The following is a 21,493-nucleotide window of genomic DNA, read 5'->3' on the forward strand; positions in this document are numbered from 1 at the left end:
GGGGGGGGCTGTATGCGGGGCGACTCCTCGGGGGACCGGTTGCGGAGGTGCGCGGCTCCCGGGCTTCGCGGCTCCCGGCCTTCGCGGCCCCCGACCTGAGCGGCTCCTGGCCGCACGTCTCCCCGCCCTAGCCAGGCTCCGGGGCCGCGTGTAGACTCACGCGGTCGGCTCTTGACACCGTGCGTTCGCGTGCGGATGGGTTTGTTAGTCAAGCGGGCCGAGTCTCCGACAGTCGTCGTGAGACGAATCACATGTGTGAATCGGCCCCGGTCAATGACTCGCCCGGGTTCTCCCCCTGCTGCCCCGCAGCAGTCCAGCGCACGGACGCCCCTCACGACGGGGCTCCTCCGGCGTCGCCTCCTCGCGCACGACCTGAACCCAGGAAGAACTGCCATGCCCAAGAACAAGAAGCCCGCCGGCGGACGTCCGGCCAAGAACTTCGAGCCCAACCGCTTCGGCGCCTCGAGCGGCAAGTCCCAGCTCGGCGGCCGCTCCCGCTTCCCCGGCGCCAAGCCGGGCTCGCGCAGCGAGGGCCACCGCGGCTTCCGCGCCGTCGACGAGAACGCCCCCAAGAAGGCGCGCTGGAACGCCGACGAGCGCGCCGAGCGAGCCACCGAGCGCGCCGATCGGCCCGCCCGCGGGTACGACCGCGACGAGCGGCCCTCGCGCGGCTACGACCGCGACGCGCGTCCGGCCCGCTCGAACGACCGTGACGAGCGTCCGGCCCGCGGGTACGACCGCGACGCACGCCCGGCCCGCTCGAACGATCGCGATGAGCGTCCTGCGCGTTCCTTCGATCGCAGTGACCGTCCGGCCCGTTCCTTCGACCGCGATGCGCGTCCGGCCCGCTCGAACGATCGCGACGATCGTCCGGCGCGTTCCTACGGGCGCGATGAGCGTCCTGCGCGTTCCTTCGACCGGAGCGACCGCCCGGCCCGTTCCTTCGACCGTGACGCGCGTCCGGCCCGCTCGAACGATCGCGACGATCGTCCGGCCCGTTCCCACGGGCGCGACGACCGTCCTGCGCGTTCCTTCGACCGGAGCGACCGCCCGGCCCGTTCGAACGACCGCGACGAGCGTCCGGCCCGCTCCTACGGACGCGACGACCGTCCGGCCCGCGCCGGCGACCGCGACGAGCGCCCCTCGCGCGGCTACGACCGCACCGAGCGTCCCGCCCGCTCGTTCGACCGCAGCGACCGCCCGGCCCGCTCCTTCGACCGGGACGCGCGTCCCTCGCGCGGCCACGACCGCGGCGACCGCCCGACCCGCTCGTTCGACCGCGACTCCCGGCCCTCGCGCCGCGACTCCGGCTCGGACTTCTACCCCAGCCGCGACGCCCGTGCGCCGCACCAGGCCGACGACGTCGTGCTCGAGCGCCTCGAGGCGACGGCCACGCTCGCCGTCGACGTCGAGGGCGTCACCTTCGGCGACCTCGGCCTGGGAGGGAACATCGTCCGGATGCTGACCGAGCTCGGAGCGGCCGCGCCGTTCCCGATCCAGGCCGCGACCATCCCCGAGGTGCTCGCCGGCAAGGACGTCCTCGGACGCGGCAAGACCGGCTCCGGCAAGACCATCGCCTTCGGCGCCCCCGTCGTCGAGCGGCTGATGGAGAACAACGGAGCGAAGGGCCGCAAGCCGGGCCGCGCTCCGCGGGCGCTCATCCTCGCGCCGACCCGCGAGCTCGCCATGCAGATCGACCGGACCATCCAGCCGATCGCCCGCTCCGTCGGCCTGTTCACGACGACCATCTACGGCGGCGTCCCCCAGTACAAGCAGGTCGGAGCCCTCCAGCGCGGAGTCGACATCGTCATCGCGACGCCGGGCCGCCTCGAGGACCTCGTCGAGCAGGGCCGCCTCGACCTTTCGAACATCACCATCACGGTGCTCGACGAGGCCGACCACATGTGCGACCTCGGCTTCCTCGAGCCCGTGCAGCGCATCCTCCGCCAGACCGCCGACGGCGGCCAGCGGCTGCTGTTCTCGGCCACGCTCGACAAGGGCGTCGCGACGCTCGTGGACGAGTTCCTGGTCGAGCCGAGCGTCCACGAGGTCGCCGGCGAGGACCAGGCGTCCTCGACCATCGACCACCGCGTGCTCCTGATCGAGCACCGCGACAAGGCCGAGATCATCGAGCAGCTCGCCGCCCGCCAGGGCAAGACGCTGATCTTCGCCCGGACCCGCGCGTTCGCGGAGCAGCTCGCGGAGCAGCTCGACCACGCGGACATCCCCGCGACGAGCCTCCACGGCGACCTCAACCAGTCGCGCCGCACCCGCAACCTCGCACTGCTCACCAGCGGACGCGTGGACGTGCTGGTCGCGACGGACGTGGCCGCGCGCGGCATCCACGTCGACGACATCGACCTGGTGATTCAGGCCGACGCTCCCGACGAGTACAAGACGTACCTCCACCGCTCCGGCCGCACCGGCCGCGCGGGCAAGACGGGCACGGTCGTGACGCTCATCACGCGCAACCGTCGCCGCCGCATGGAGGAGCTGCTCGACCGGGCCGAGATCGAGGCCGAGATGATCGAGGCCCGCCCCGGCGACCGCGTCCTGCGCGAGATCAGCGCCCCGGCCGAGTAGCCGCCGACCGCACGACGACGAGGCGCGGACCCCCTGCATCGGGGTCCGCGCCTCGTGTCGTTCGTGGTGAGTGCTGTGGTGCGGAGTGACGGCGAGTGCCGGGTCGTGGTGACCCTCCGACTCCGCGCTGCGCAGGGCTCCTCGCTGTGCGGCTTCCCGTTCGGACAGCTCTGCGTTGCGCGGCTCTGTGCTGGACGACTCTGTGCCGGACGACTCTGCAGTGTCCGGCTTCGCGGAGGGCTTCTGCACGCACGAACGCCGAAGGGCGGACACCTCGCGGTGCCCGCCCTTCGGCGTGTTCACCGGCCGGAGCCGGTGAGGGGAATTAGCTGGCCGGGGGGGTCAGCACGGTGTCGATGAGGTAGACGGTCGCGTTGGCGGTCTGGACGCCACCGCAGATGACGGACGCGTCGTTGACCTTCAGGTCGTCGCCGGAACCGGTGACGGTGAGGTTGCCACCCTGGACAGTGGCGTGGTCGCCGGCGATCGCGTCAGGGGCGATCTGGCCGGGGACGACGTGGTAGGTCAGGATCGAGGACAGCGTGGCGGCGCCCTCGGGGGTCTTGAGGGAGTCGACGGTCGCGGCGTCGAGCTTGGCGAACGCGTCGTCGACCGGGGCGAAGACGGTGAACTCGCCGCTGTTCAGCGTGTCGACGAGGTTGACGTCGGGGTTGAGGCCACCGGAGATCGCAGCGGTCAGGGTGGTGAGCAGCGGGTTGTTCGACGCGGCGGTCGCAACGGGGTCGAGCGACATGCCCTCGACCGAGCCGGCGCCGTCCGGGACCTGCTCGGCGTAGGCGGCACAGCCGGGGCCGACGAGGTTCGCGGCCGGGTCCATGGTCGCCATGGGGGTCGAGGAGGCGGAGGCCGACGAGGTGGCCATCGGGGTCGACATCTCGGTCGCCGCGTCGCTGGCGGCGGTGGTCGAGCCGCTTCCGCTCGAGCAGGCGGTGAGGCCGAGGGCGGCGGTGCCCAGCAGGGCGAATGCGGCGAGGGCGGAACGCTTGGTGGATCGCATGGGATTACTCCTTCGTGAGACGGCCCCCACGTGATGCGGAGGACCTGTTCTGTGTGGACCGTGTCGCGGCCGTTGACATGTGTTCGGAGCCCTCCCTGCGGGGGTTTGGATTTCTTTCGGTGATCTAGGTAACGGCTTCGTAACGGCAGGGAACCGGGACGGCGGGGAGCTGCTCCGCCGCGTCGATTACCCTGGAGACGTCGCGCGCACGCGTCGACGCGACGACGAGAGGACGGGCGAGTGCAGACCCGAGGTGCACGAGTGGCTCGCGGCGTCGCCGCCGCTCTCGCCGCGACCGCCACGGCCGCCGCCTCCCACACGCTCGCGGGCGCCGAGACCCCCGCTCCTGCCGTGCTCGCCCTCGCCGCGGCGTTCGCCGTCGTCGTCTGCGTCCTCCTCTCGGGGCGCCGTCCGTCCCTTCCCCGGCTGACGCTCTCCGTGCTCCTCAGCCAGATCGCGTACCACGGCCTCTTCCTCATCACGGGCAGCGGTGGGGAGGTGAGCGTGGTCGGGACGACGGGCACCGGCGCGCACTTCCACGACGGGTCGACCATCGAGCTGATCGCCGGCGGAGGCGGACACGCGGCCCACGCTCCGCTGATGCTCGTCGCCCACCTCGCTGCGGCTGCCTTCACGATCGCGGCGTTCCGGTACGGCGAGCGCCTCTTCTGGACGCTGGGAGCAGGCCTCCAGCGCGTCGTCGTACGGATCGTCGCCCGCGCGTCCGCGGTCGCGCTCCCGTCGGCACCCGGCGTCTCGATGACGGGCACCCCCGAGCCGCGGGCGCCCCGTTCCCTCGACGCGGTCCTCTCGATCCTCCGGCACCGCGGGCCGCCGCTGCGGGTCCTCCGCGCCGCCTGACACCCCCCTCCCGTGCGGGAGCGGCTCCGGTCGGCGCCTCCGCATGCACCGCGAACCCGCGCTGCGTCCAGAACTCCCGGCCCCGCGCCGGATCTCCCCCGAGGACACGACCGTCATGACCCGTTCTTCTTCTTCTTCTTCCTTCTCGCGGCTCCGCCTCGTCGGCAGCGGCGCACTCGTCGCCGCCGGATCGATCGCGCTCGCTGTCGCCGCGCCCACTGCGGCCAGCGCCCACGTGACCGCGGCGGCGAGCAGCACCGCCGCCGGCTCGTACACGGTGGTGACGTTCTCGCTGGCCCACGGCTGCGAGGGCTCGCCGACGACGGGACTCACGATCACGATGCCCGACGGCATCAACTCGGTCAGCCCGACGATCAACCCGAACTGGGACGTCGTGAAGAACGAGGTCGCGATCGCCGACCCGGTCACCGACTCCCACGGGAACACCGCGACCAAGCGGGTCTCGGACGTGGTCTACACGGCGAAGACGCCCCTCGCCGACGGCTACCGCGACACCGTCGCCCTCCAGCTTCAGCTCCCCGAGGACGCGGCGGGCTCCACGCTGGAGTTCCCCGTGCTGCAGACGTGCGAGACCGGCAGCACCGCCTGGGACCAGCCGACCGTCGACGGCCAGGACGAGCCCGAGCTGCCCGCTCCCACCGTCGCGGTGACCGCGGCGGAAGCGGGTTCCGGCCACGGGGGCGGACACGACGACGACGGCGACGGTGACGACGCGGTCGCGACCACCGCCTCGGCGACGACGGCCACGAGCGGCGACGACGTGCTCGCCCGCATCCTCGGAGTCGGCGGGCTCGTCGTCGGCGCGGTCGGCGTGGCCGTCGGGCTCGCCTCCCGCCGCCGCGGACCCCGGGCGTCGGCGTGACCCGTCGGAAGGCCCTCGTCGCCGTTACCGCGATCGGGCTGCTCGGCTCGATCGCGGTGGCGGCGCCCGCCAGCGCGCACAACTACCTCGTCTCGACGACTCCCGCTGCGGACTCGACCGTGACGGAGCAGCCGGGAACGCTGGTGCTGACGACGAACGACGACCTGCTCGTCCTCGGGACGGACGGAACGGCGGCGGCTCTGCGCGTCGTCGGGCCGGACGGGCTCTACTACGGCGACGGCTGCGTCAGCGTCGTCGGGCCGGAAGCGTCGATGCCGCTCGAGCTCGGCGCGGCGGGGGAGTACGAGGTGACCTGGCAGGTCGTGTCCACCGACGGGCACCCCGTGTCGGGCCAGTACGCGTTCGACTGGGCGCCGTCCGACGGGACCGCGCTCGCCGACGGGTCGGACTCGGTCCCGGACTGCAACGGCACCGTCGCGGTCTCAGGAGGACAGGCCGAGTCCGCCGACGAAGCGCAGGCGACGTCCGGATCGGACCCGGCACTCCTCGGGGACGTCCTGTGGATCGGCGGCGCTCTCGCCGCGGTCGCCGCCGCCATCGGAGTGACGCTCCTCGTGCTGCGACGGCGACCCCGCGACTGAGGCTCGTGAGCCTCCTGGGGTGGCGGTCGGTCAGTTCAGGAGGCTCGCGAGGGGCCCTTCACCGAGACCGGTGAGGACGGCCGCCGCGTCCTCGTAGACGGCGACGGCTCCGGCCTCGCGGAGTTCGTGCTCCGAGGTTCCGCCGGAGAGGACTCCGACCGTTGCCAGGCCCGCGCGCTCGGCGGCCAGGACGTCCCAGGTCGCGTCGCCGACCATGACGGCGCGGTCGACGGAGACACCCGCGCGGTCGAGCGCGATAGAGATCAGGTCGGGTGCTGGCTTGGCGGTGGAGACGTCGGCGCCGCTGGTGACAGCGTGGACGGACCCGCCGAAGGCGAGGACGTCGAGAAGCACGTCCAGCTCGTTCTGCGGTGCCGAGGTGGCGAGGACGACGTGGACGCCTCGACCTACGAGCGTCGCGACGAGCTCGCGAGCTCCCGGAAGTGGAACGATGCGTGCTGTCGTCTCGGCGTAGTTCTTGGTGTGCAGCGACTTCACCAGTGCGCGCTGCTCCTCCTTCTTTTCGTCCTCGAGGAGCATGTCGAGCAGCTCCGACGAGTCTGCGCCGATCGCTCGTTGGATGCGCCAGGCGGGCACGACGAGGTCGGCCTGCCAGAAGGCGCGCGACCACGCCTCGACGTGGAGGAAGTTCGTGTCGGCGAGGGTCCCGTCGATGTCGAAGAGCACCGCGGAGGTCCCCGTCGTCGCGTCTTTCCTGTCCTTCGTTCCTGCCATGTCGCTGCCCCTCTTGTCGCTTCCGCGCCTATCGGCCCGTGCCGTCCACGCTACGCGGGCGCGCCGAAGCGGGCCCGCCCCTTGACCTGCCCGTCCACGCCACCCGACCTGCCCCTTGTCACGGCCCGCCGGTCCCGGTCGGATCGTGTCCGCCCTCCGTCCCGTTCCCCGGCTCCCCGGGCCGGGTGACATGCTGCCGTCCCGTCGGGCTCGTCCAGTGCAGCGTGCCGTCCGGCTCCTGCCGGTGGGTCCACCCCGTGGTGTGGCGGAGCCGGTGGTGGTGTCGGCAGAGGTGTGCGAGGTTGTCGACCGACGTGGTGCCTCCGTGCTGCCAGTCATTCGTGTGGTCGACGTCCGCGTGGCGGGTGCTGCGGGTGCATCCCGGGAACCGGCAGGTCCCGTCGCGGTGCTGGAGGTGGCGACGCAGGTCCGCCGGCACTCGGTAGGAGTCGCGTCCGACGGAGAGGACCGCTCCGCTCTCCGGATGGGTGAGCAGCCGCGTGAACGAGGGAGCACCTGCTGTGAGACGCCGCGCGGTCTCCGGATCGACGGGTCCGTATCCGTCGAGGACGGCGGGCTGGTCGGACCGCCCGAGGAGGGTCAGCGCCGGCACGGTCACCGCGACTTCGGCGCGCACTCCCGCCGGCATCGACGTGCCGTCTCCGTCGGCCGATGTCTCCCCGTCGACCAGCAGCGCAGCGGCGATGTCTGCGCGGAGCTGGCCCAGCGTCCGCTCCTCGTCCGGCAGATCCGCGAGGGAGCGGGCGGCCCGGTCGATCCTGTCCATCGCGCCGAGCACATCGGGAGCTGCGGTGTAGAGGTGCAGGATCGCCATCCCGTCGTCGAGGCCCTCCACCCAGAGCGCGCGACGACGGGCGCAGTCCCGATGACGTTCGCTGAGCGTCTGCGGGTGCAGCCGTTCCCGGAGCGACCGGAGGGCGCGTCGCAGCTGGGGCGGCGTGCAGGCGACCGCGATCGTGGCGGCCTCCTCGTCGAAGCGCCCACGGACCTCGGCCGGGACGTCGAGCGCTCCTCGCACCACGAGTCGCGCGTGCTCGGGGGAGAGCGCTCCGTCCGCGAGTGCGCGCAACGTCGCCGGGAAGTCGTTCACCAGCAGGCGTGCCTCGTCGACCAGTGCAGAGGCGTGCGCCTCCGAGACCCGGAGTCTCGTCGCGAGCTCCGCGATCAGCGCCCGGTGCGCCGCCTCCGCCCGATCCACCTGCACCTGGACGTGCTCGCCGACGAGCGCCGCCGGTGCCGCCATCGCGAGGCGGCGTGCCTCCTCGACTGCCCGGTACCGGGATGCCTCGACGGCGGACCGCTCAGCGTGCCGTGAGCCGGCGAGCGCGAGCGCCTCCGTGAGCGCGTCGTCTACTGTCGCCGATTCCTTCATGCCCTGATCTCACCGGACGAAGTCTCGCCGTGGGCCTCGGGAGCGCCGTTTCATCGGACAGCATCGCGAAGAACCGTCTGTGGAGGAGCGTCGCCCCCCTCACACCTTCCGCGGCACCGTGAACACGGTCTCCACTCCGGCCGAGTACAGCACCGAGTCCGGCGCGCGCGTCGCCAGCCCGGGGAAGCCCGCGGCGTCGAGCAGCCCGTCGTCGAGCGCCAGCAGCTCCGCGCGGCGCAGCGGCCACGGCCGGTGCAGGTTGCGGCCGTACCAGGTGGAGCCCAGGTGGCGCTCGTGGTAGGCCCAGCGTGCGGTGAGGAACGAGCCGAGCGGGTCCTCGTCGACCGGCTCGCCCGGGCGGACGACGATCCGGGAGCGGGCGGCCGAGTCCGAGTGCCGGATCGTGTCGTAGATCACCGCGCCGTGGCGGTGCTCGATGCTCATCCGGGCCCAGCGGTAGGGGAGCCCGAACACCGCCTGCGCGGTGAGCACGGGAAGGAGGTGGGAGGCGTCGAGCGAGACGAACACGACTCCGCGTCGTCCCTGCTCGTCGACGGAGTAGAGCCGGACGTTCACCTCGGGGAAGGTGCCGAGCCAGGGCACCCGCGGGCCGCCGAGGAAGGCCGTCCGCGAGAGCCGGAACGGGATCAGGCCCACCCAGGAGGAGCCGTCGTGCTCGTCGGGCCTCGTCCCGGCCGGGAGGTGGGGCGCCACCAGGGCGGGGTCGACCCGCCAGTGCAGGAACGTCGCCTCGGTCCAGCGCTGCTTCAGGATGCGCGGTCCGCCGAGCGCGGGCGCGGAACGGGTGACGGGTTCGACGGAGCTCACGCGCCCATCGTGCTCCGGTGTGCTGCGAGCTCGCCCGTGCAGGCGCGCTCAGCGGCGCGCGGCGAGGGCCTTCAGTGTCTCCAGCACCAGGGCCACCGGTGCGGAGGAGGCGGCGGAGTTCCGCACGACGGCCTCGAGGGAGCGGACGGGCCGGGGACGGACGACGGGCACGGCGCGGACGCCGTCCGGCAGACGGTGGGCCGCGAGCTCCGGCAGGACCGTCACGCCCATGCCCGCGGCGACGAACGCGGCGGCGGTGATGTGGTCGTTGGCCTGGACGTGGAAGGGCGGCGCGAACCCGGCGGCGGCGCAGGCCTCCACGACGTTCCGGCGGCACCAGCCGGTGGGCAGGTCGTTGTCGACCCAGCGCTCGTTCGCGAGCTCGGCGAGGTCGATCTCGCTCCGGGAGGCGAGCGGATGACCGTCGGGCAGGACGACGAGGTAGGGGTCGTCGAGGAGGTGGTGCGCCGTGAATCCGGGGGCGGTCGGCTCGGAGGAGGCGACGAGGAGCTGCACGTCGGGGCGCGCTCCGAGGTCGTCGTCGAGCTCCTCTCCCAGGCGCAGATCGAGGGCGAGGCCGGGGAACGCGGCGGTCAGCCGGCGGGCGACCTCCGGCATCCAGGCGCTGCCGACGGAGGCGAAGTACGTCACCGAGAGGCGGCCGGAGCGGCCCTCGCGCAGCTCCTCCACCACGGCCTCCGCTTCGGCGAGGCGCTCGAGGACGCGGTCCGCCTGGGCGGCGAGGGCGCGTCCGGCGGGGGTCGGGCGGACGCCGCGGCCCACGCGCTCCAGCAGCGTCAGTCCGGTCTCGCGCTGCAGAGCGGTGAGGTGCTGGCTGACGGCGGAGGGCGTGTAGCCGAGGCCGGAGGCGGCTCCCGCGATCGAGCCGGAGGCGACGACGGAGCGGAGGATGCGGAGCCGGTGCACGTCGAGCATGGGACGACGGTACAGTCCGGCTGAACTATCCGACAGTGAACGGAACTGGTGCTGAATCCCCGGCAGCGCCACGATGGCCTCATGGCCGACGTCTCCTCCTCCGCCCCGCCCTCCACGAGGGACGCCCTCCTGCTGTGGGGCGCGATCGCGGTCACTGTCCTTCTCTGGGCGTCGGCCTTCGTCGGCATCCGCGCCACGACGGAGGACTTCGGCCCGGGCGCGCTGACCCTCGGCCGCATCGTGGTGGGGTCGCTCGCGCTCACGGTGGTGCGCGTCGTCCTCACCGCCCGGAGGCGCCGCTCGGAGGCGGCTCCGGATCCGCGCACAGCGGTCCCGCGCGGGCGCCTCCTCCTGCTCGTGCTGGGCTGGGGAGTCGCCTGGTTCGGGGTCTACAACCTGGCGTTGAACGCTGCGGAGCGGCACGTCGACGCGGGGACGGCGGCGCTGCTGGTGAACATCGCGCCGATGATCACCGCCGTGCTCGCCGGGCTGCTGCTGGGGGAGGGGTTCCCCCGCCGTCTCCTCGCCGGGATGCTCGTGGCGTTGACCGGCGTCGCGGTGATCGCGTTCTCCACCTCCACCGGGCAGTTCGACGTGATCGGCGTCGCCCTCGGCCTGGTCGCCGCCGTCGTCTACGGCAGCGCGGCGACCCTTCAGAAGCGCCTGCTGGGACGGATCGACGCGCCGACGATGACCTGGCTCGGCTGCGTAGCCGGCACGGTCGCGTGCCTGCCCTTCGCCCCGGAGCTCGTCGAGGCGCTCGCCGCCGCTCCGCTCTCCTCGATCCTGGCCGTGGTCTACCTCGGGATCTTCCCGACGGCCGTCGCCTTCACGACGTGGGGGTACGTCCTCGCGCGCTCCAGCGCGGGTCGCACCGCGGCGTCCACCTACGCGGTGCCCGCGGTGGTCGTGCTGCTGTCCTGGCTCGTCCTGGGCGAGACCCCGCCGCTCGCCGCGCTGCTCGGAGGCGCGCTCGCCCTGGCCGGAGTCGCGGTGGCGACGCTGCGGAGGCGCCCGAAGGCGGTCTGACCGGCGGCGGATGCTCCTCCACAGCCGCCCGATCGCGTCGAGTCCTCGGACGAGGCGGCTCGCGGGGATCCCGCGGGAGGGCCCGGGATATGCTGGGCGGACGTTCATCCCAGTCGGCGCCGAGCGCCAGGAACGGTGAGGATCCCGATGACCGAGGCCCTGCAGCCGCCCGTCCAGAACGCCCTCTCGCTCACGCCTCCGGAGCCGGTGGCAGCGGTGCCGACCACCTCGGCGCCGTCGATCGCGCCGAAGGTGCCGGAAGCCGCCCTGCCCGGCCTCGAGGCGAAGGTCGACGGCTACCTCGACACGCTCCTGGCGACGGAGTCCCGCAGCCCCGAGTTCGCGACGCGGGCCAACGACATCCGCACGATGGGCGACGCCGACATCCGCTCGGCCGCCGACTCGTCGAACCGGCTGCTGAGCACGCCGGTGCGCGCCCTCCAGGAGGGCGGGCTCTCCGAGGGGTCGACCATCGGCAAGACGCTGCTTGAGCTGCGCCGCACGGTGGAGGATCTGGACCCGTCCGAGGACAACCTGCAGAAGAAGATCCTGGGCTTCATCCCGTTCGGCAACAAGATCACCGACTACTTCCGCCGCTACGAGAGCGCCCAGTCGCACCTGAACGCGATCATCCAGGCCCTGTACGACGGGCAGGACGAGCTGCGGAAGGACAACGCGGCCCTGAATCTCGAGAAGCAGAACCTCTGGGAGACGATGACCCGTCTCAACGAGTACATCTACGTCGCCGAGCGGCTCGACGTGAAGCTCTCGGCGAAGATCGCCGAGCTCGACGCGACCGATCCGGAGCGGGCGAAGGCGCTGCGCGAGGACGTCCTCTTCTACGCGCGCCAGAAGCACCAGGACCTGCTGACCCAGCTGGCCGTGTCGATCCAGGGCTACCTCGCGATCGACGTCGTCATCAAGAACAACGTCGAGCTGATCAAGGGCGTCGACCGCGCGACGACCACGACCGTCTCGGCGCTGCGCACGGCGGTCATCGTGGCGCAGGCGCTCGCCAACCAGCGCCTCGTGCTCGATCAGATCACGGCGCTGAACACCACGACGTCCAACATGATCGAGGCCACCTCGCGCATGCTCGCCGACCAGTCGGCCTCGATCCAGTCGCAGGCCGCCTCGGCCACGGTCGGGCTGCCGCAGCTGCAGGCCGCGTTCGCGAACATCTACCAGACGATGGACTCGATCTCGGACTTCAAGATCAAGGCGCTCGACAGCATGGCCCAGACCGTCGGAGTCCTGCAGACCGAGACGGCGAAGGCCGGCGAGTACGTCGAGCGGGCCCGCCGCAGCAACTCGGACATCGACGCGACGTCCTCGCTCGATCTCGGCCGCTAGCCGATGGGCTGGTTCTCCCGCCTGTTCACGGGTGCCCCCGCGGCGCCGGAGGAGACCGCGCCCGCTCTGCCGAGCGTCCCGACGAGCAAGGACATCCTCGCGGCGCTCGACAGGGTCGGCACGCGGACGGAGGGCCGGGTGCCCGGCATCGTCGCGGCGCGCATCCAGCGGATCGACGAGACGGTCCGCGAGATGGTGCCCCGTCTCGACCGCCTCGGCGGGATGAGCCGTCAGGGCCACACCGTCGTCGCGACCGCGACCAGCTACCTCCCCGAGGCGGTGGAGGGCTACCTCCGCCTGCCGAGGGACTTCGCCGACCGCCGCGCCGTGCACAGGGGGAAGACCTCGCTGATGATCCTCTGCGACCAGCTCGACCTCCTCGGAGGCACGCTCGACCGCATCTCGGACGCCGTCTCGCGGCAGGACGCCTCGGCGCTGATCGCGCACGGGCAGTTCCTGGCCGAGAAGTTCACGGAGTCCTCGCTCTCCCCGAGCGGTCTCGACGCGCCTCCGCAGCCGGGAGCGCCGTCCGGATCCGGCTCGCTGACCCCGCCGAGCGCCTCGTGACCGCGCTCGCCCCAGCGCTGGACGCCCTCGTGCTCGCGGGGACGGCCGCCGGCCTCGACGCCGCGGCCGTCCGCGACGAGGGTGCGCGGCTGGCCGCCGCCGTCGCCGAGTCGATCCGCGGCGCCGGACAGGACTGGCTCGCCGCGACCGGCGCGACGGGCGGTCTGGAGGCGTTCTTCACCGCCGCCTCGAGCGGCCGGCGCTGGCGGTCGGGGCCGACCGATCAGCTGGCCGCCCTGGTCGGCGCGGGCTCGCACCACTCCTCCGCCTACGCCCGCGCCCTGACCGAGGTCGTCTCGGCGGCCAGCGCTCTCGGCGACCCGGGCATCGGCGGCATCGCCTCCGCCTCCGCGACCGCCGCGGCCCAGCTCTCCGCCGTCCCGGGCGCCCGGGGCGCCGCTCCGACGACGAGCGGAGGAGTACCGCACACGACCGGCCGGACGCCGGACGGTGCCGCGAGCGCCGACCTGCCGACCGGTCTGCCCGCCGGCGTGCCCGGGGTCGACGAGATCCTCGAGCGCCTCCGCCGGACCGAGCACGACGGTCCGCAGGACGAGCCGGCGCCCGCCGCCGCTCCCGCCGCGGAGCCCGCCTCCGAGCCGGAGCCGCTCGACCCGCCGGAGTCCATCGACGACCTGCTCGCCGAGCTCGACGCGCTGATCGGCCTCGACCGGGTGAAGAGCGAGATCAAGCGGCAGACGCAGCTGCTCCGGATCGACACCCTGCGCCAGGCCGCCGGACTCAGCACGCCCACGCTCACCCGCCACCTCGTCTTCACGGGGAACCCCGGCACGGGCAAGACGACGGTGGCGCGGCTGGTCTCGCGGATCTACCGCTCGCTCGGCATCCTCTCGAAGGGCGTGCTCGTCGAGGTCGACCGATCGGAGCTGGTGGCCGGCTACCTCGGGCAGACCGCGACGAAGACCGCGGAGGTGATCGCCTCCGCGCGCGGCGGCGTCCTCTTCATCGACGAGGCCTACGCGCTCGCGCTCGACCAGTACGGCGCGGAGGCGGTCACCACCCTCGTGAAGGACATGGAGGACCACCGCGGCGACCTCGTCGTGATCGTCGCCGGCTACTCCGGGCCGATGCAGGGCTTCCTCGACACGAACCCGGGACTCGCCAGCCGCTTCTCGACCACGATCGACTTCGCCGACTACTCCGACGACGAGCTCTCGGCGATCTTCGGCCGCCTCGCCGCCTCCGCGGACTTCGAGCCGACGGAGGAGGCGCTCGCCGCGTTCGCGGGCCTCGCCTCGGCGCAGCAGCGCACGGAGGCGTTCGGCAACGGGCGCTGGGTCCGCAACGTCCTCGACGCGGCGATCGCCCGGCACGCCTGGCGCCTCCGCGACGTGGAGGAGCCGACGCTCGACGAGCTGCGCATCCTGCTCCCCGAGGACGTGGTGGAGAGCCCCGAAGCCTCGAGTAGCCCGGACGGAGCCGGCGACGACGACGAGGGCGCGGTCGACGGCTCTGAGGAGGCCTTCGGGCAGGCGGACGCCGCCCCGAGCGGCACGGCCGTCCCCGTCACCGACGACCCCGAGGAGGAGAGCCGTTGAGCACCGCACCCGCCGCGCCGCCCGCGCAGAGGATCCCCGTGCCGCCCCTCGTCCAGGTCGCCAACCGGCCGGCGCAGCGGAAGCCGTCGCTGCTGGCCCGCGCGACCGCGACCACTCCGGCCACCCTGCGCCTCCTGCTCGCCCTGACGGCGCTGGCGGCCGTGCTGTTCGGCGTGTTCGCGCAGCAGGCAGGAGCGATGCAGGCGCGCGCCGCGACGACGGCCCGGGAGCAGTCGGCGCAGCTGCTCGGCGTGCAGAACGTCCGCACGCTGCTGGTGGACGCCAACGCGATCGCGGCCAACACCTTCCTCGTCGGCGGACTGGAGCCGACCGAGCTGCGGGCGTCGTACGTCTCGAGCCTCACCGGCGCCGCCTCCGCGATCGCCGGGCTCTCGGCCGCCGACTCGGCGGACACCCGGGCCCTCGCCCGGGTCGCCAGCAGCATCACGACCTACAGCGGGCTGATCGAGCAGGCGCGAGCCAACAACCGGCAGGGCTTCCCCGTCGCCTCGGCATACCTCGACCAGGCGTCGACGGCCCTCTCGGGAGACGGCGGCATCCTCGAGGACCTCGACGGACTGGTCGACTCCGGTGCCGACCGGGTCGCGGCCGCCTACGACGCCGTCCGATGGAGCGTCCTGCTCATGATCGGCTCGCTCGTGATGCTGGTCCTCCTCCTGGCGGCGCAGCTCTGGCTCGCCCGCCGCACGCACCGCTACCTCAACCGCCCGCTCGCCACGGGGACCGCCCTCCTGCTGGTCGTCGGCGTCGGCGGGGCGCTCGCCTACGGATCGGTCGCGGCGGACGCGGGGACGGCGCGGGTCGAGTCCTATCGCGAGGCGCTCACCGTGTCGAACGCGCTCATCGCCGCGAGCGACGCCAAGTCGCTCGAGAGCTTCACGCTGATCAAGCGCGGCTCCGGCGCCGCCCTCGAGGAGCGCTACACCCAGGCCGTCGACTCCGCCCGGGAGAAGCTCTCGGGCGACCTGCAGGACGAGCTGGCGAGGACGCGGCTCGTCGACGAGTTCGGGCAGTGGCAGTCGTTCCACGAGGAGATCCGCGCCGCGGACGACGCCGGGAACTGGGACCAGGCCGTCCGCGTCGCCACGATCACCGGGAACGGCACGCCGAACGACCTCTTCACCACCTTCTCCGACGACGCCCGCGACGTGGTGCAGGAGAAGGCCCTGGCCGCCGCCGCCACGCTCGACCGAGGTGCGGAGTTCGCGACCCTCGTCTCGTGGATCCTGCTGGCGGCCGGTCTCGCCGGAGCCGTGTTCGCCTGGCGCGGCATCGCCCAGCGACTGGAGGAGTACCGATGAACCGCCTGCGCGCCGCCGCCCTCGCCCTGGCCACCACCGCGGCACTCGCACTCACCGGCTGCACGACGGGGGCGGACGACCTCGGCACGCCCCTCGCCGCGGCGACCCCGACTCCGACGGCGAGCGCGACCGCTCCCGCCGCTCCTGCCGCGGCGGACTGCTCGCCCTCGGCGGTCACCTCCTACGCGCCGACCGGCGTGACCGACAGCACCAGGCTCGCGGAGATCCGCGGGCGCGGGACGCTGCGCGTCGGCGTCTCGGCCGACACCCTCCTGATGAGCGCCCGCAACCCGATCACGGGGGCGATCGAGGGCTTCGACGTCGACATCGCCCGCGAGGTCGCCCGGGCGATCCTCGGCAGCGACTCCATCGACTACGTCGTGATCACCTCCGCTCAGCGCCTCCCCGCGCTCACCGGCGGCGACGGCGCCCCGCAGGTCGACATGGTGGCCCGCACCCTCACGATGACCTGCGATCGCTGGAGCTCGATCGCCTTCTCGTCCGAGTACTACGACGCCGGCCTCAAGGTGCTCGTCTCCGACGACCCCGACGGCGTCCCGATCACGGGCATCGGCGACCTCGACGGCGAGAGGGTCTGCGCGCCCAGCGGCACCACGACGCTCAGCCGCCTGCAGAACGACTACCCGGAGGTCGAGGCCGTCGAGGCCGCCACGCACTCGCAGTGCCTCGCCCTCTTCCAGGCAGGAGAGGTCGACGCCATCGCGGGCGACGACACGATCCTCGCGGGCTTCGTGGCGCAGGACCCGTACGCGAAGGTCGTCGGCGACGCCCTGAGCTCGGAGCCCTACGGCCTCGGCCTGCCCGCCGACGACCCCGACTTCGTGCGCTTCGTCAACGCCTCGCTCGAGAGCATCCGCAGCGACGGCCGCTGGCAGAGCATCTACGAGCGCTGGCTCGGGGTCCTCGGCGAGGCCTCGCCGCCGGCCCCGGTGTACGGCCGATGAGCACCGGTCTCGCGGAGGGGACCCCCGTCGCTCCGGGTCGGCTGGGGGAGGCCGCGCCGCAGCGCGAGCTCTTCGAGTACCTCGCCGCTCTCACCCGCTGGCTCCAGCGGACCACGCGCGAGCTCTCGCGGCTGGACGCCGCCGCGCTGGCGTCGCCGCAGGCCGAGAACTACACGGCCGACGTGGTGCTCGCCCAGTCGCTCCGCGAGTCCGTCACCCGGCGCCTCGCCGAGCTCGAGGCGGTCTGGGACTCCGGCCGCGTCGACGTCGTGGCGCGCGAGCGGATGTCGCAGCTGATCTGGGGCCGTCTCGACGCCTCCGGGAGCGGCGCGGTCTCGCTGGTGGAGGCGGTGCGCCTCTGCGACGCGGTCGTCGGCCAGCTGCGCTCCCGGCTCGAGCTCGACCCCAGCGGCACCGACGTCGCCGGGCGGATCGTGGGGGTGCGCGCCGAGATCGAGCGCTGCCGCGACCTCACCCGTGACGGCGGCGGCACGGTCGACCGCGAGCGGGCGGAGCGGGTCGCCGTGCTGCGCTCCCGCCTCGACGCGCTCGCCGAGCGGGCGGGCCGGGGAGCCGACGTGTCGGGGCCGCTCGGCCAGCTCGAGAGCGACTCCGCCCGGCTCGAGCGCGACCTGATCATCGCCGCGTCCGAGCGGCGCGGACTCGAGCGCGACCGCCGTCGGGCGCGCGAGCTGGCGGAGGCGGCCGAGCGACGCGAAGCGCCGCTGCGCGAGCTCGTGGCCCGTTGCCGCCGCGAGATCGCCGACCCGCCGCGGCTGGCCGTGCCCGACGTCTCCCGGCTGGGCGATCCTCCGTCCGACCGCGAGGCGCTCGACGCGCACCTCGCCCGGCTCACCGCCGTCGGCCGCGCGTTCGACGCGGTCGAGGCCGCCTACACCTCGCCGCTGCGCGAACGGGCCGCCCTCGGCTTCCGCGTCCGGGCGCTGCGGGAGCGGGCCGAGGGCAACGGCCGCGCTGCCACCGCCGTCGGCGTCGCGGCCGAGGAGGAGGTGCGCGCCGCCCTCGACGCGGTGCCCTGCTCCGTCCCGCTCGCCCGCCACCTGGTCGAGCAGTACGACGTCGTCACCCGCGACCTCCCGCACCCCGACCCCGCGCACCACCGGAAGGCCACCCCATGAACGGCGCCCCCTGCACCGCGACGCCCGGCTGCACCGGGACGATCGAGGACGGCTACTGCAACGTCTGCGGCCTCCCGCCCGAGGAGGGCGCCGCCGCCTCCGCGCCGACCGCGCGCCGCGCCGCTCCGGCCTCCCCGCCCGCCACCGCCTCCGCCGCCTTCGGCACCGGCTTCGTCGAGGGCACCCCCGGCGCCACGGCACCCGGCCCCGCGGAGGAGCCGGCCACCGCGCGCAGCACGCGCACCTCCTCCGCCCGCCTCGCCACCGCCGCCCTCGGCTCCGCCCGCACGGCGCAGACCGGCTCGAAGGTCACCCGCCGCGTCGGCACCACCTCGACCCGACTGCGCGGCCCGAGGCTCGGCGCCGGGCTCACCACCGTCCCGTCCCGCCCGGCCGCCGACCCGATGGCCGCTCTGATGACCGAGGCGGTCCTCCCCGAGCGCAAGCGCTTCTGCTCGCACTGCGGCACGGCCGTCGGCCGCGGGCGCGACGGTCGGCCCGGCCGCACCGAGGGGTTCTGCCCCAACTGCCGCACGCCGTTCTCGTTCACTCCGCAGCTGGTGAAGGGCGACGTCGTCGGCGGCCAGTACGAGGTCGTCGGCTGCCTGGCCTACGGCGGCCTCGGCTGGATCTACCTCGCGCGCGACCGGAACGTCTCGGGGCGCTGGGTGGTGCTCAAGGGCCTGCTCAACTCCGGCGACCCCGATGCGTACGCGGCGGCCGTCACCGAGCGCCGGTTCCTGGCCGAGGTCGAGCACCCGCTGATCGTCGAGATCTACAACTTCGTCCTGCACGACGGCGCCGGCTACATCGTGATGGAGTACGTCGGCGGGCCGAGCCTCAAGCAGATCCTGAAGGAGCGGCTGGACGCCAACGGTGGCGCCGCGGATCCGCTGCCGGTGGACCAGGCGCTCGCCTTCGTGCTCGAGGTCATGCCCGCCTTCGCCTACCTGCACGACCACGGCCTGCTCTACTGCGACTTCAAGCCGGACAACATGATCCAGGTGGGCGACCAGGTCAAGCTGATCGACCTCGGCGGAGTGCGCCGGATCGACGACGAGGACTCCGCCATCTACGGCACCGTCGGCTACCAGGCTCCGGAGGTCGCCGACCTCGGTCCCTCGGTCGCCTCCGACGTCTACACGATCGGCCGCACGCTGGCCTCGCTGGTGCTCGACTTCCGCGGCAACCAGACGACCTTCGTCGCCTCGCTGCCGCCCGTGTCGGAGACGCCGCTGTTCCAGCGCTACGACTCCTTCTACCGCCTGATCGCGAAGGCGTGCGCTCCCGACCCGCAGGACCGCTTCGCCACGGTGGACGAGATGCGCGGCCAGCTGCTCGGGGTGCTGCGCGAGGTCGTCGCGACCGACCGCGGTCCCGGACACCCCGCGCTGCACTCGACGGAGTCGGCCCTGTTCGAGGCGCCCGTGGCCGACGTGGTCGACCGCGTCCCGCCGTGGGACGCGCTGCCAGCGCTCCGCCGCGACGAGTCCGATCCCGCCCGGTCGTGGCTCGCGGGCGTGAACGTCGCCGACCCGATCGTGCGCCTGCGCGCTCTCGCGCTCGCGCCCACCGTGACGGTCGAGGTGCGGCTCGCCCGCGCCCGGGCGGCGATCGAGGCGCAGCGCTGGGAGGAGGCGGCCCGCGCGACGGGCGAGATCCTCACGGAGGACCCGTGGGAGTGGCGGGCGGTCTGGATGAGCGGTCTCGCGCAGCTCGCGCGCGGCGACGACATCGGGGCCCGCGCCTCCTTCAACACCGTCTACGGCCAGGTCCCCGGCGAGCTCGCCCCGAAGCTCGCGCTCGCCGCGGCGTGCGAGGCGAGCGGCGAGCCCGAGGTCGCCGAGTCCCTCTACGTGATCTGCGCCCGCGCCGACGCGAACTACACGGCACCCGCCGCCTTCGGTCTCGCCCGGGTGCGGCAGCTGCGCTCCGACCTCGACGGGGCGCTCGACGCGCTCGACATCGTCGCGCCCACGCGCTCCTCCTACTCCGACGCGCGCCGCCGCCGGGCGGAGCTGCTGGCGGAGTCGGGCCGCGGGCTGCCCGCGCTCTCGGCCGCCCTCGCGAGCGTCGACTCCGTGTCGATCGACCAGCGGACCCGCCTCGAGCTCACGACCCAGGTCCTCGCCTCCGCCCTCGAGCTGGTGCGGCGCGACGGCCCGGCCGAGGGAGCGACCCTCGGCGGGGTCGAGGCGAACGAGGCCGCCATCCGCGACGGCCTCGAGGCCTCCTACCGCGCGCTCGCCGCCTCCACTCGCGAGCGCGACGAGCGCCTGCGCCTCGTCGACCGGGCCAACGAGGTCCGACGCTGGACGCTGACATGAGCGGCGCGCTGTCGACTCCCTGCCCGAACTGCGGCGAGCCGGTCACGACGGGCGACGCGTTCTGCGAGGCCTGCGGGACGCCGCTGATCGTCGCGGCCACCCCCTCCGCTCCGCCCGTCGCCGTCGGAGGATCCGCCGCCTGCGTCTACTGCGGGGGAGCGGTCGCCGAGGACGGCTACTGCGAGCAGTGCGGACGCCCCGCTCCGACCGAGCGCGAGCACTGGGCCGAAGCGCCGCACCCGCTGGTCGGCGGCGTCTGCGACCGCGGGCTCCGGCACCCGGCCAACGAGGACGCGATGGCGCTCGGGGCGACCACCGGCGCCGACGGCTCTCTGAGGACGGCGCTGCTGGTGGTCTGCGACGGGGTCTCCTCGACCCCCGACTCCGACAAGGCGTCGCTCGCCGCGGCCCGTGCGGCACTCAGCGCGCTGCAGGCCGAGGTCGGCGGGGAGAGCGCGATAGCGGACCGCTGGCGCGCGCTGCTGCAGATGGCCACCGCGCGCGCCTCCGGAGCGATCGACGCGGCCGTGCCCGAGAAGCGGTCGAATCCGCCCTCGTGCACCTTCACCGCGGCGGTGCTGGACGGCGCGCTGCTCGTCACGGGCAACGTGGGCGACAGCCGCAGCTACTGGATGCCGGACGCGGGCGAGCCGCGGCAGCTCACGGTCGACGATTCGTGGGCGCAGGAGCAGATCGCCTCGGGAGTGCCGCGGGAGCAGGCCGAGACGGCGCCCGACGCTCACGCCATCACCCGCTGGCTCGGCGCCGACGCGCACGACGAGGAGCCGCGGGTCGCCTCCGAGGAGCTGACCGAGCCGGGCTGGGTGCTGGTCTGCTCCGACGGGCTGTGGAACTACGCGTCCGCCGCCGAGGACCTCGCGCGCGTGCTGCGCGAGGCGCAGGAGAGGGTGGGCGCGGATCCGGTCACGCTCGCGGAGGCGCTGGTCGCCTGGGCGAACGAGCGCGGCGGGCACGACAACATCACGGCGGCGCTGGCGCGGTTCGACCCGGCGGGTGCGCCGGAGGCAGCGGCTGAAGCGTCCGCTGCCGAGGTGCACGGTGAGGTGACCGGCACAGCCGAGCAGGATGCTGCCGACTCCGGTGCCGATCCCGATGGTGCGGAGCCGGACGCTGCCGACACCGGCGCCGCCGACCTCGGCGCTGCGGATCCCAGCGCTGCGGGCCCGAGCGCGGCCGACAGCGGTGCTGCGGACCCGAGCGCGGCCGACCCCGCCGCCTCGAGCCCCGACCCGGCCACCCCTTCGCCCGACGCCGACGCCGACGCCGACGCCACCCGTCCCGCCGACTGAGCACGCCGATCCGTCCAGATCACCCCTCCACCGCTGGACGGATCGGCACCCCCGCGGCCGTGGTCACGCCCCTACAGTCGTCG

Annotated in this window: 18 protein-coding genes; 13 read left to right on the forward strand and 5 right to left on the reverse strand. The window is 73.7% G+C overall.

Going from position 1 to position 21,493, the window contains the following annotated elements:
* Nucleotides 1–393: 393 nt before the first annotated feature.
* A complete protein-coding gene (locus C5C37_RS13220) occupies nt 394–2,583 on the forward strand; it encodes a DEAD/DEAH box helicase (protein ID WP_104339052.1) in 2,190 nt (729 codons plus the stop codon).
* A gap of 325 nt (nt 2,584–2,908) precedes the next feature.
* Here C5C37_RS13220 and C5C37_RS13225 read toward each other — a convergent pair whose 3' ends face one another.
* Nucleotides 2,909–3,601, reverse strand: a complete 693-nt coding sequence (locus C5C37_RS13225) for a fasciclin domain-containing protein (RefSeq protein WP_104246890.1) — start codon at nt 3,599–3,601, stop codon at nt 2,909–2,911.
* A gap of 240 nt (nt 3,602–3,841) precedes the next feature.
* Here C5C37_RS13225 and C5C37_RS13230 point away from each other — a divergent pair, with 240 nt between their 5' ends.
* From C5C37_RS13230 to C5C37_RS13240, 3 genes are read left to right on the forward strand one after another with little or no spacing between them, the layout of a single operon-like run.
* Nucleotides 3,842–4,462: a hypothetical protein gene (locus C5C37_RS13230; RefSeq protein WP_146084567.1), complete on the forward strand. Its 621-nt coding sequence runs from the start codon at nt 3,842–3,844 to the stop codon at nt 4,460–4,462.
* Nucleotides 4,463–4,505: 43 nt separating this feature from the next.
* A complete protein-coding gene (locus tag C5C37_RS13235; protein WP_104273641.1) occupies nt 4,506–5,345 on the forward strand; it encodes a YcnI family protein in 840 nt (279 codons plus the stop codon).
* On the forward strand, nt 5,342–5,947 hold the full coding sequence (locus C5C37_RS13240) for a copper resistance CopC family protein (protein WP_104246887.1): 606 nt from the start codon (nt 5,342–5,344) through the stop codon (nt 5,945–5,947). Before C5C37_RS13235 ends, C5C37_RS13240 begins: the two co-directional genes overlap by 4 nt.
* A 30-nt stretch (nt 5,948–5,977) precedes the next feature.
* On the opposite strand, the gene C5C37_RS13245 is transcribed toward C5C37_RS13240, so the two are convergent.
* The 4 genes from C5C37_RS13245 to C5C37_RS13260 form a co-directional block, all read right to left on the reverse strand.
* Nucleotides 5,978–6,682, reverse strand: a complete 705-nt coding sequence (locus C5C37_RS13245; protein ID WP_104339053.1) for an HAD family hydrolase — start codon at nt 6,680–6,682, stop codon at nt 5,978–5,980.
* Nucleotides 6,683–6,800: 118 nt separating this feature from the next.
* On the reverse strand, nt 6,801–8,075 hold the full coding sequence (locus tag C5C37_RS13250; protein ID WP_104339054.1) for an HNH endonuclease signature motif containing protein: 1,275 nt from the start codon (nt 8,073–8,075) through the stop codon (nt 6,801–6,803).
* Between the two features lie 99 nt (nt 8,076–8,174).
* Nucleotides 8,175–8,903 (reverse strand): YqjF family protein, encoded by a 729-nt coding sequence (locus C5C37_RS13255; RefSeq protein WP_104246884.1) that lies wholly within the window; start codon nt 8,901–8,903, stop codon nt 8,175–8,177.
* A gap of 48 nt (nt 8,904–8,951) precedes the next feature.
* A complete protein-coding gene (locus C5C37_RS13260; protein WP_104267139.1) occupies nt 8,952–9,839 on the reverse strand; it encodes a LysR family transcriptional regulator in 888 nt (295 codons plus the stop codon).
* Nucleotides 9,840–9,920: 81 nt separating this feature from the next.
* Between C5C37_RS13260 and C5C37_RS13265 the strand changes: the two genes are divergently transcribed.
* From C5C37_RS13265 to C5C37_RS13305, 9 genes are all read left to right on the forward strand, one after another.
* Entirely contained in the window at nt 9,921–10,868 is a 948-nt protein-coding gene (locus C5C37_RS13265; protein WP_104273646.1) for a DMT family transporter, read from the forward strand.
* 147 nt (nt 10,869–11,015) lie between these two features.
* A complete protein-coding gene (locus C5C37_RS13270) occupies nt 11,016–12,221 on the forward strand; it encodes a toxic anion resistance protein (protein WP_104223833.1) in 1,206 nt (401 codons plus the stop codon).
* A gap of 3 nt (nt 12,222–12,224) precedes the next feature.
* Entirely contained in the window at nt 12,225–12,788 is a 564-nt protein-coding gene (locus tag C5C37_RS13275) for a hypothetical protein (RefSeq protein WP_104260379.1), read from the forward strand.
* Nucleotides 12,785–14,347, forward strand: a complete 1,563-nt coding sequence (locus C5C37_RS13280; RefSeq protein WP_258066325.1) for an AAA family ATPase — start codon at nt 12,785–12,787, stop codon at nt 14,345–14,347. The genes C5C37_RS13275 and C5C37_RS13280 overlap by 4 nt, the downstream gene beginning before the upstream one ends.
* The gene (locus tag C5C37_RS17585) at nt 14,344–15,669 is read left to right on the forward strand and encodes a hypothetical protein (RefSeq protein WP_181127421.1); all 1,326 of its coding nucleotides are present in this window, start codon (nt 14,344–14,346) and stop codon (nt 15,667–15,669) included. The genes C5C37_RS13280 and C5C37_RS17585 overlap by 4 nt, the downstream gene beginning before the upstream one ends.
* The gene (locus tag C5C37_RS13290) at nt 15,666–16,634 is read left to right on the forward strand and encodes a glutamate ABC transporter substrate-binding protein (protein WP_104339055.1); all 969 of its coding nucleotides are present in this window, start codon (nt 15,666–15,668) and stop codon (nt 16,632–16,634) included. Before C5C37_RS17585 ends, C5C37_RS13290 begins: the two co-directional genes overlap by 4 nt.
* On the forward strand, nt 16,631–17,773 hold the full coding sequence (locus tag C5C37_RS13295; RefSeq protein ID WP_104287875.1) for a hypothetical protein: 1,143 nt from the start codon (nt 16,631–16,633) through the stop codon (nt 17,771–17,773). Before C5C37_RS13290 ends, C5C37_RS13295 begins: the two co-directional genes overlap by 4 nt.
* Nucleotides 17,770–20,100: a serine/threonine-protein kinase gene (locus C5C37_RS13300; protein ID WP_104339056.1), complete on the forward strand. Its 2,331-nt coding sequence runs from the start codon at nt 17,770–17,772 to the stop codon at nt 20,098–20,100. Before C5C37_RS13295 ends, C5C37_RS13300 begins: the two co-directional genes overlap by 4 nt.
* Nucleotides 20,097–21,410, forward strand: a complete 1,314-nt coding sequence (locus tag C5C37_RS13305) for a PP2C family serine/threonine-protein phosphatase (protein WP_104339057.1) — start codon at nt 20,097–20,099, stop codon at nt 21,408–21,410. Before C5C37_RS13300 ends, C5C37_RS13305 begins: the two co-directional genes overlap by 4 nt.
* Nucleotides 21,411–21,493 lie beyond the last annotated feature (83 nt).

The sequence above is a fragment of the Rathayibacter sp. AY1F9 genome (assembly GCF_002932155.1).
In the GTDB taxonomy this organism is placed as follows: Bacteria; Actinomycetota; Actinomycetes; order Actinomycetales; family Microbacteriaceae; genus Rathayibacter.

Bases quoted from the DNA above. Each gene is read 5' to 3' on its own strand.
- C5C37_RS13220 (WP_104339052.1), top strand. From the start codon at position 394: ATGCCCAAGAACAAGAAGCCCGCCGGCGGACGTCCGGCCAAGAACTTC.
- C5C37_RS13225 (WP_104246890.1), bottom strand. From the start codon at position 3,601: ATGCGATCCACCAAGCGTTCCGCCCTCGCCGCATTCGCCCTGCTGGGC.
- C5C37_RS13235 (WP_104273641.1), top strand. From the start codon at position 4,506: ATGCACCGCGAACCCGCGCTGCGTCCAGAACTCCCGGCCCCGCGCCGG.
- C5C37_RS13245 (WP_104339053.1), bottom strand. From the start codon at position 6,682: ATGGCAGGAACGAAGGACAGGAAAGACGCGACGACGGGGACCTCCGCG.
- C5C37_RS13250 (WP_104339054.1), bottom strand. From the start codon at position 8,075: ATGAAGGAATCGGCGACAGTAGACGACGCGCTCACGGAGGCGCTCGCG.
- C5C37_RS13260 (WP_104267139.1), bottom strand. From the start codon at position 9,839: ATGCTCGACGTGCACCGGCTCCGCATCCTCCGCTCCGTCGTCGCCTCC.
- C5C37_RS13265 (WP_104273646.1), top strand. From the start codon at position 9,921: ATGGCCGACGTCTCCTCCTCCGCCCCGCCCTCCACGAGGGACGCCCTC.
- C5C37_RS13270 (WP_104223833.1), top strand. From the start codon at position 11,016: ATGACCGAGGCCCTGCAGCCGCCCGTCCAGAACGCCCTCTCGCTCACG.
- C5C37_RS13275 (WP_104260379.1), top strand. From the start codon at position 12,225: ATGGGCTGGTTCTCCCGCCTGTTCACGGGTGCCCCCGCGGCGCCGGAG.
- C5C37_RS13290 (WP_104339055.1), top strand. From the start codon at position 15,666: ATGAACCGCCTGCGCGCCGCCGCCCTCGCCCTGGCCACCACCGCGGCA.
- C5C37_RS13295 (WP_104287875.1), top strand. From the start codon at position 16,631: ATGAGCACCGGTCTCGCGGAGGGGACCCCCGTCGCTCCGGGTCGGCTG.
- C5C37_RS13300 (WP_104339056.1), top strand. From the start codon at position 17,770: ATGAACGGCGCCCCCTGCACCGCGACGCCCGGCTGCACCGGGACGATC.
- C5C37_RS13305 (WP_104339057.1), top strand. From the start codon at position 20,097: ATGAGCGGCGCGCTGTCGACTCCCTGCCCGAACTGCGGCGAGCCGGTC.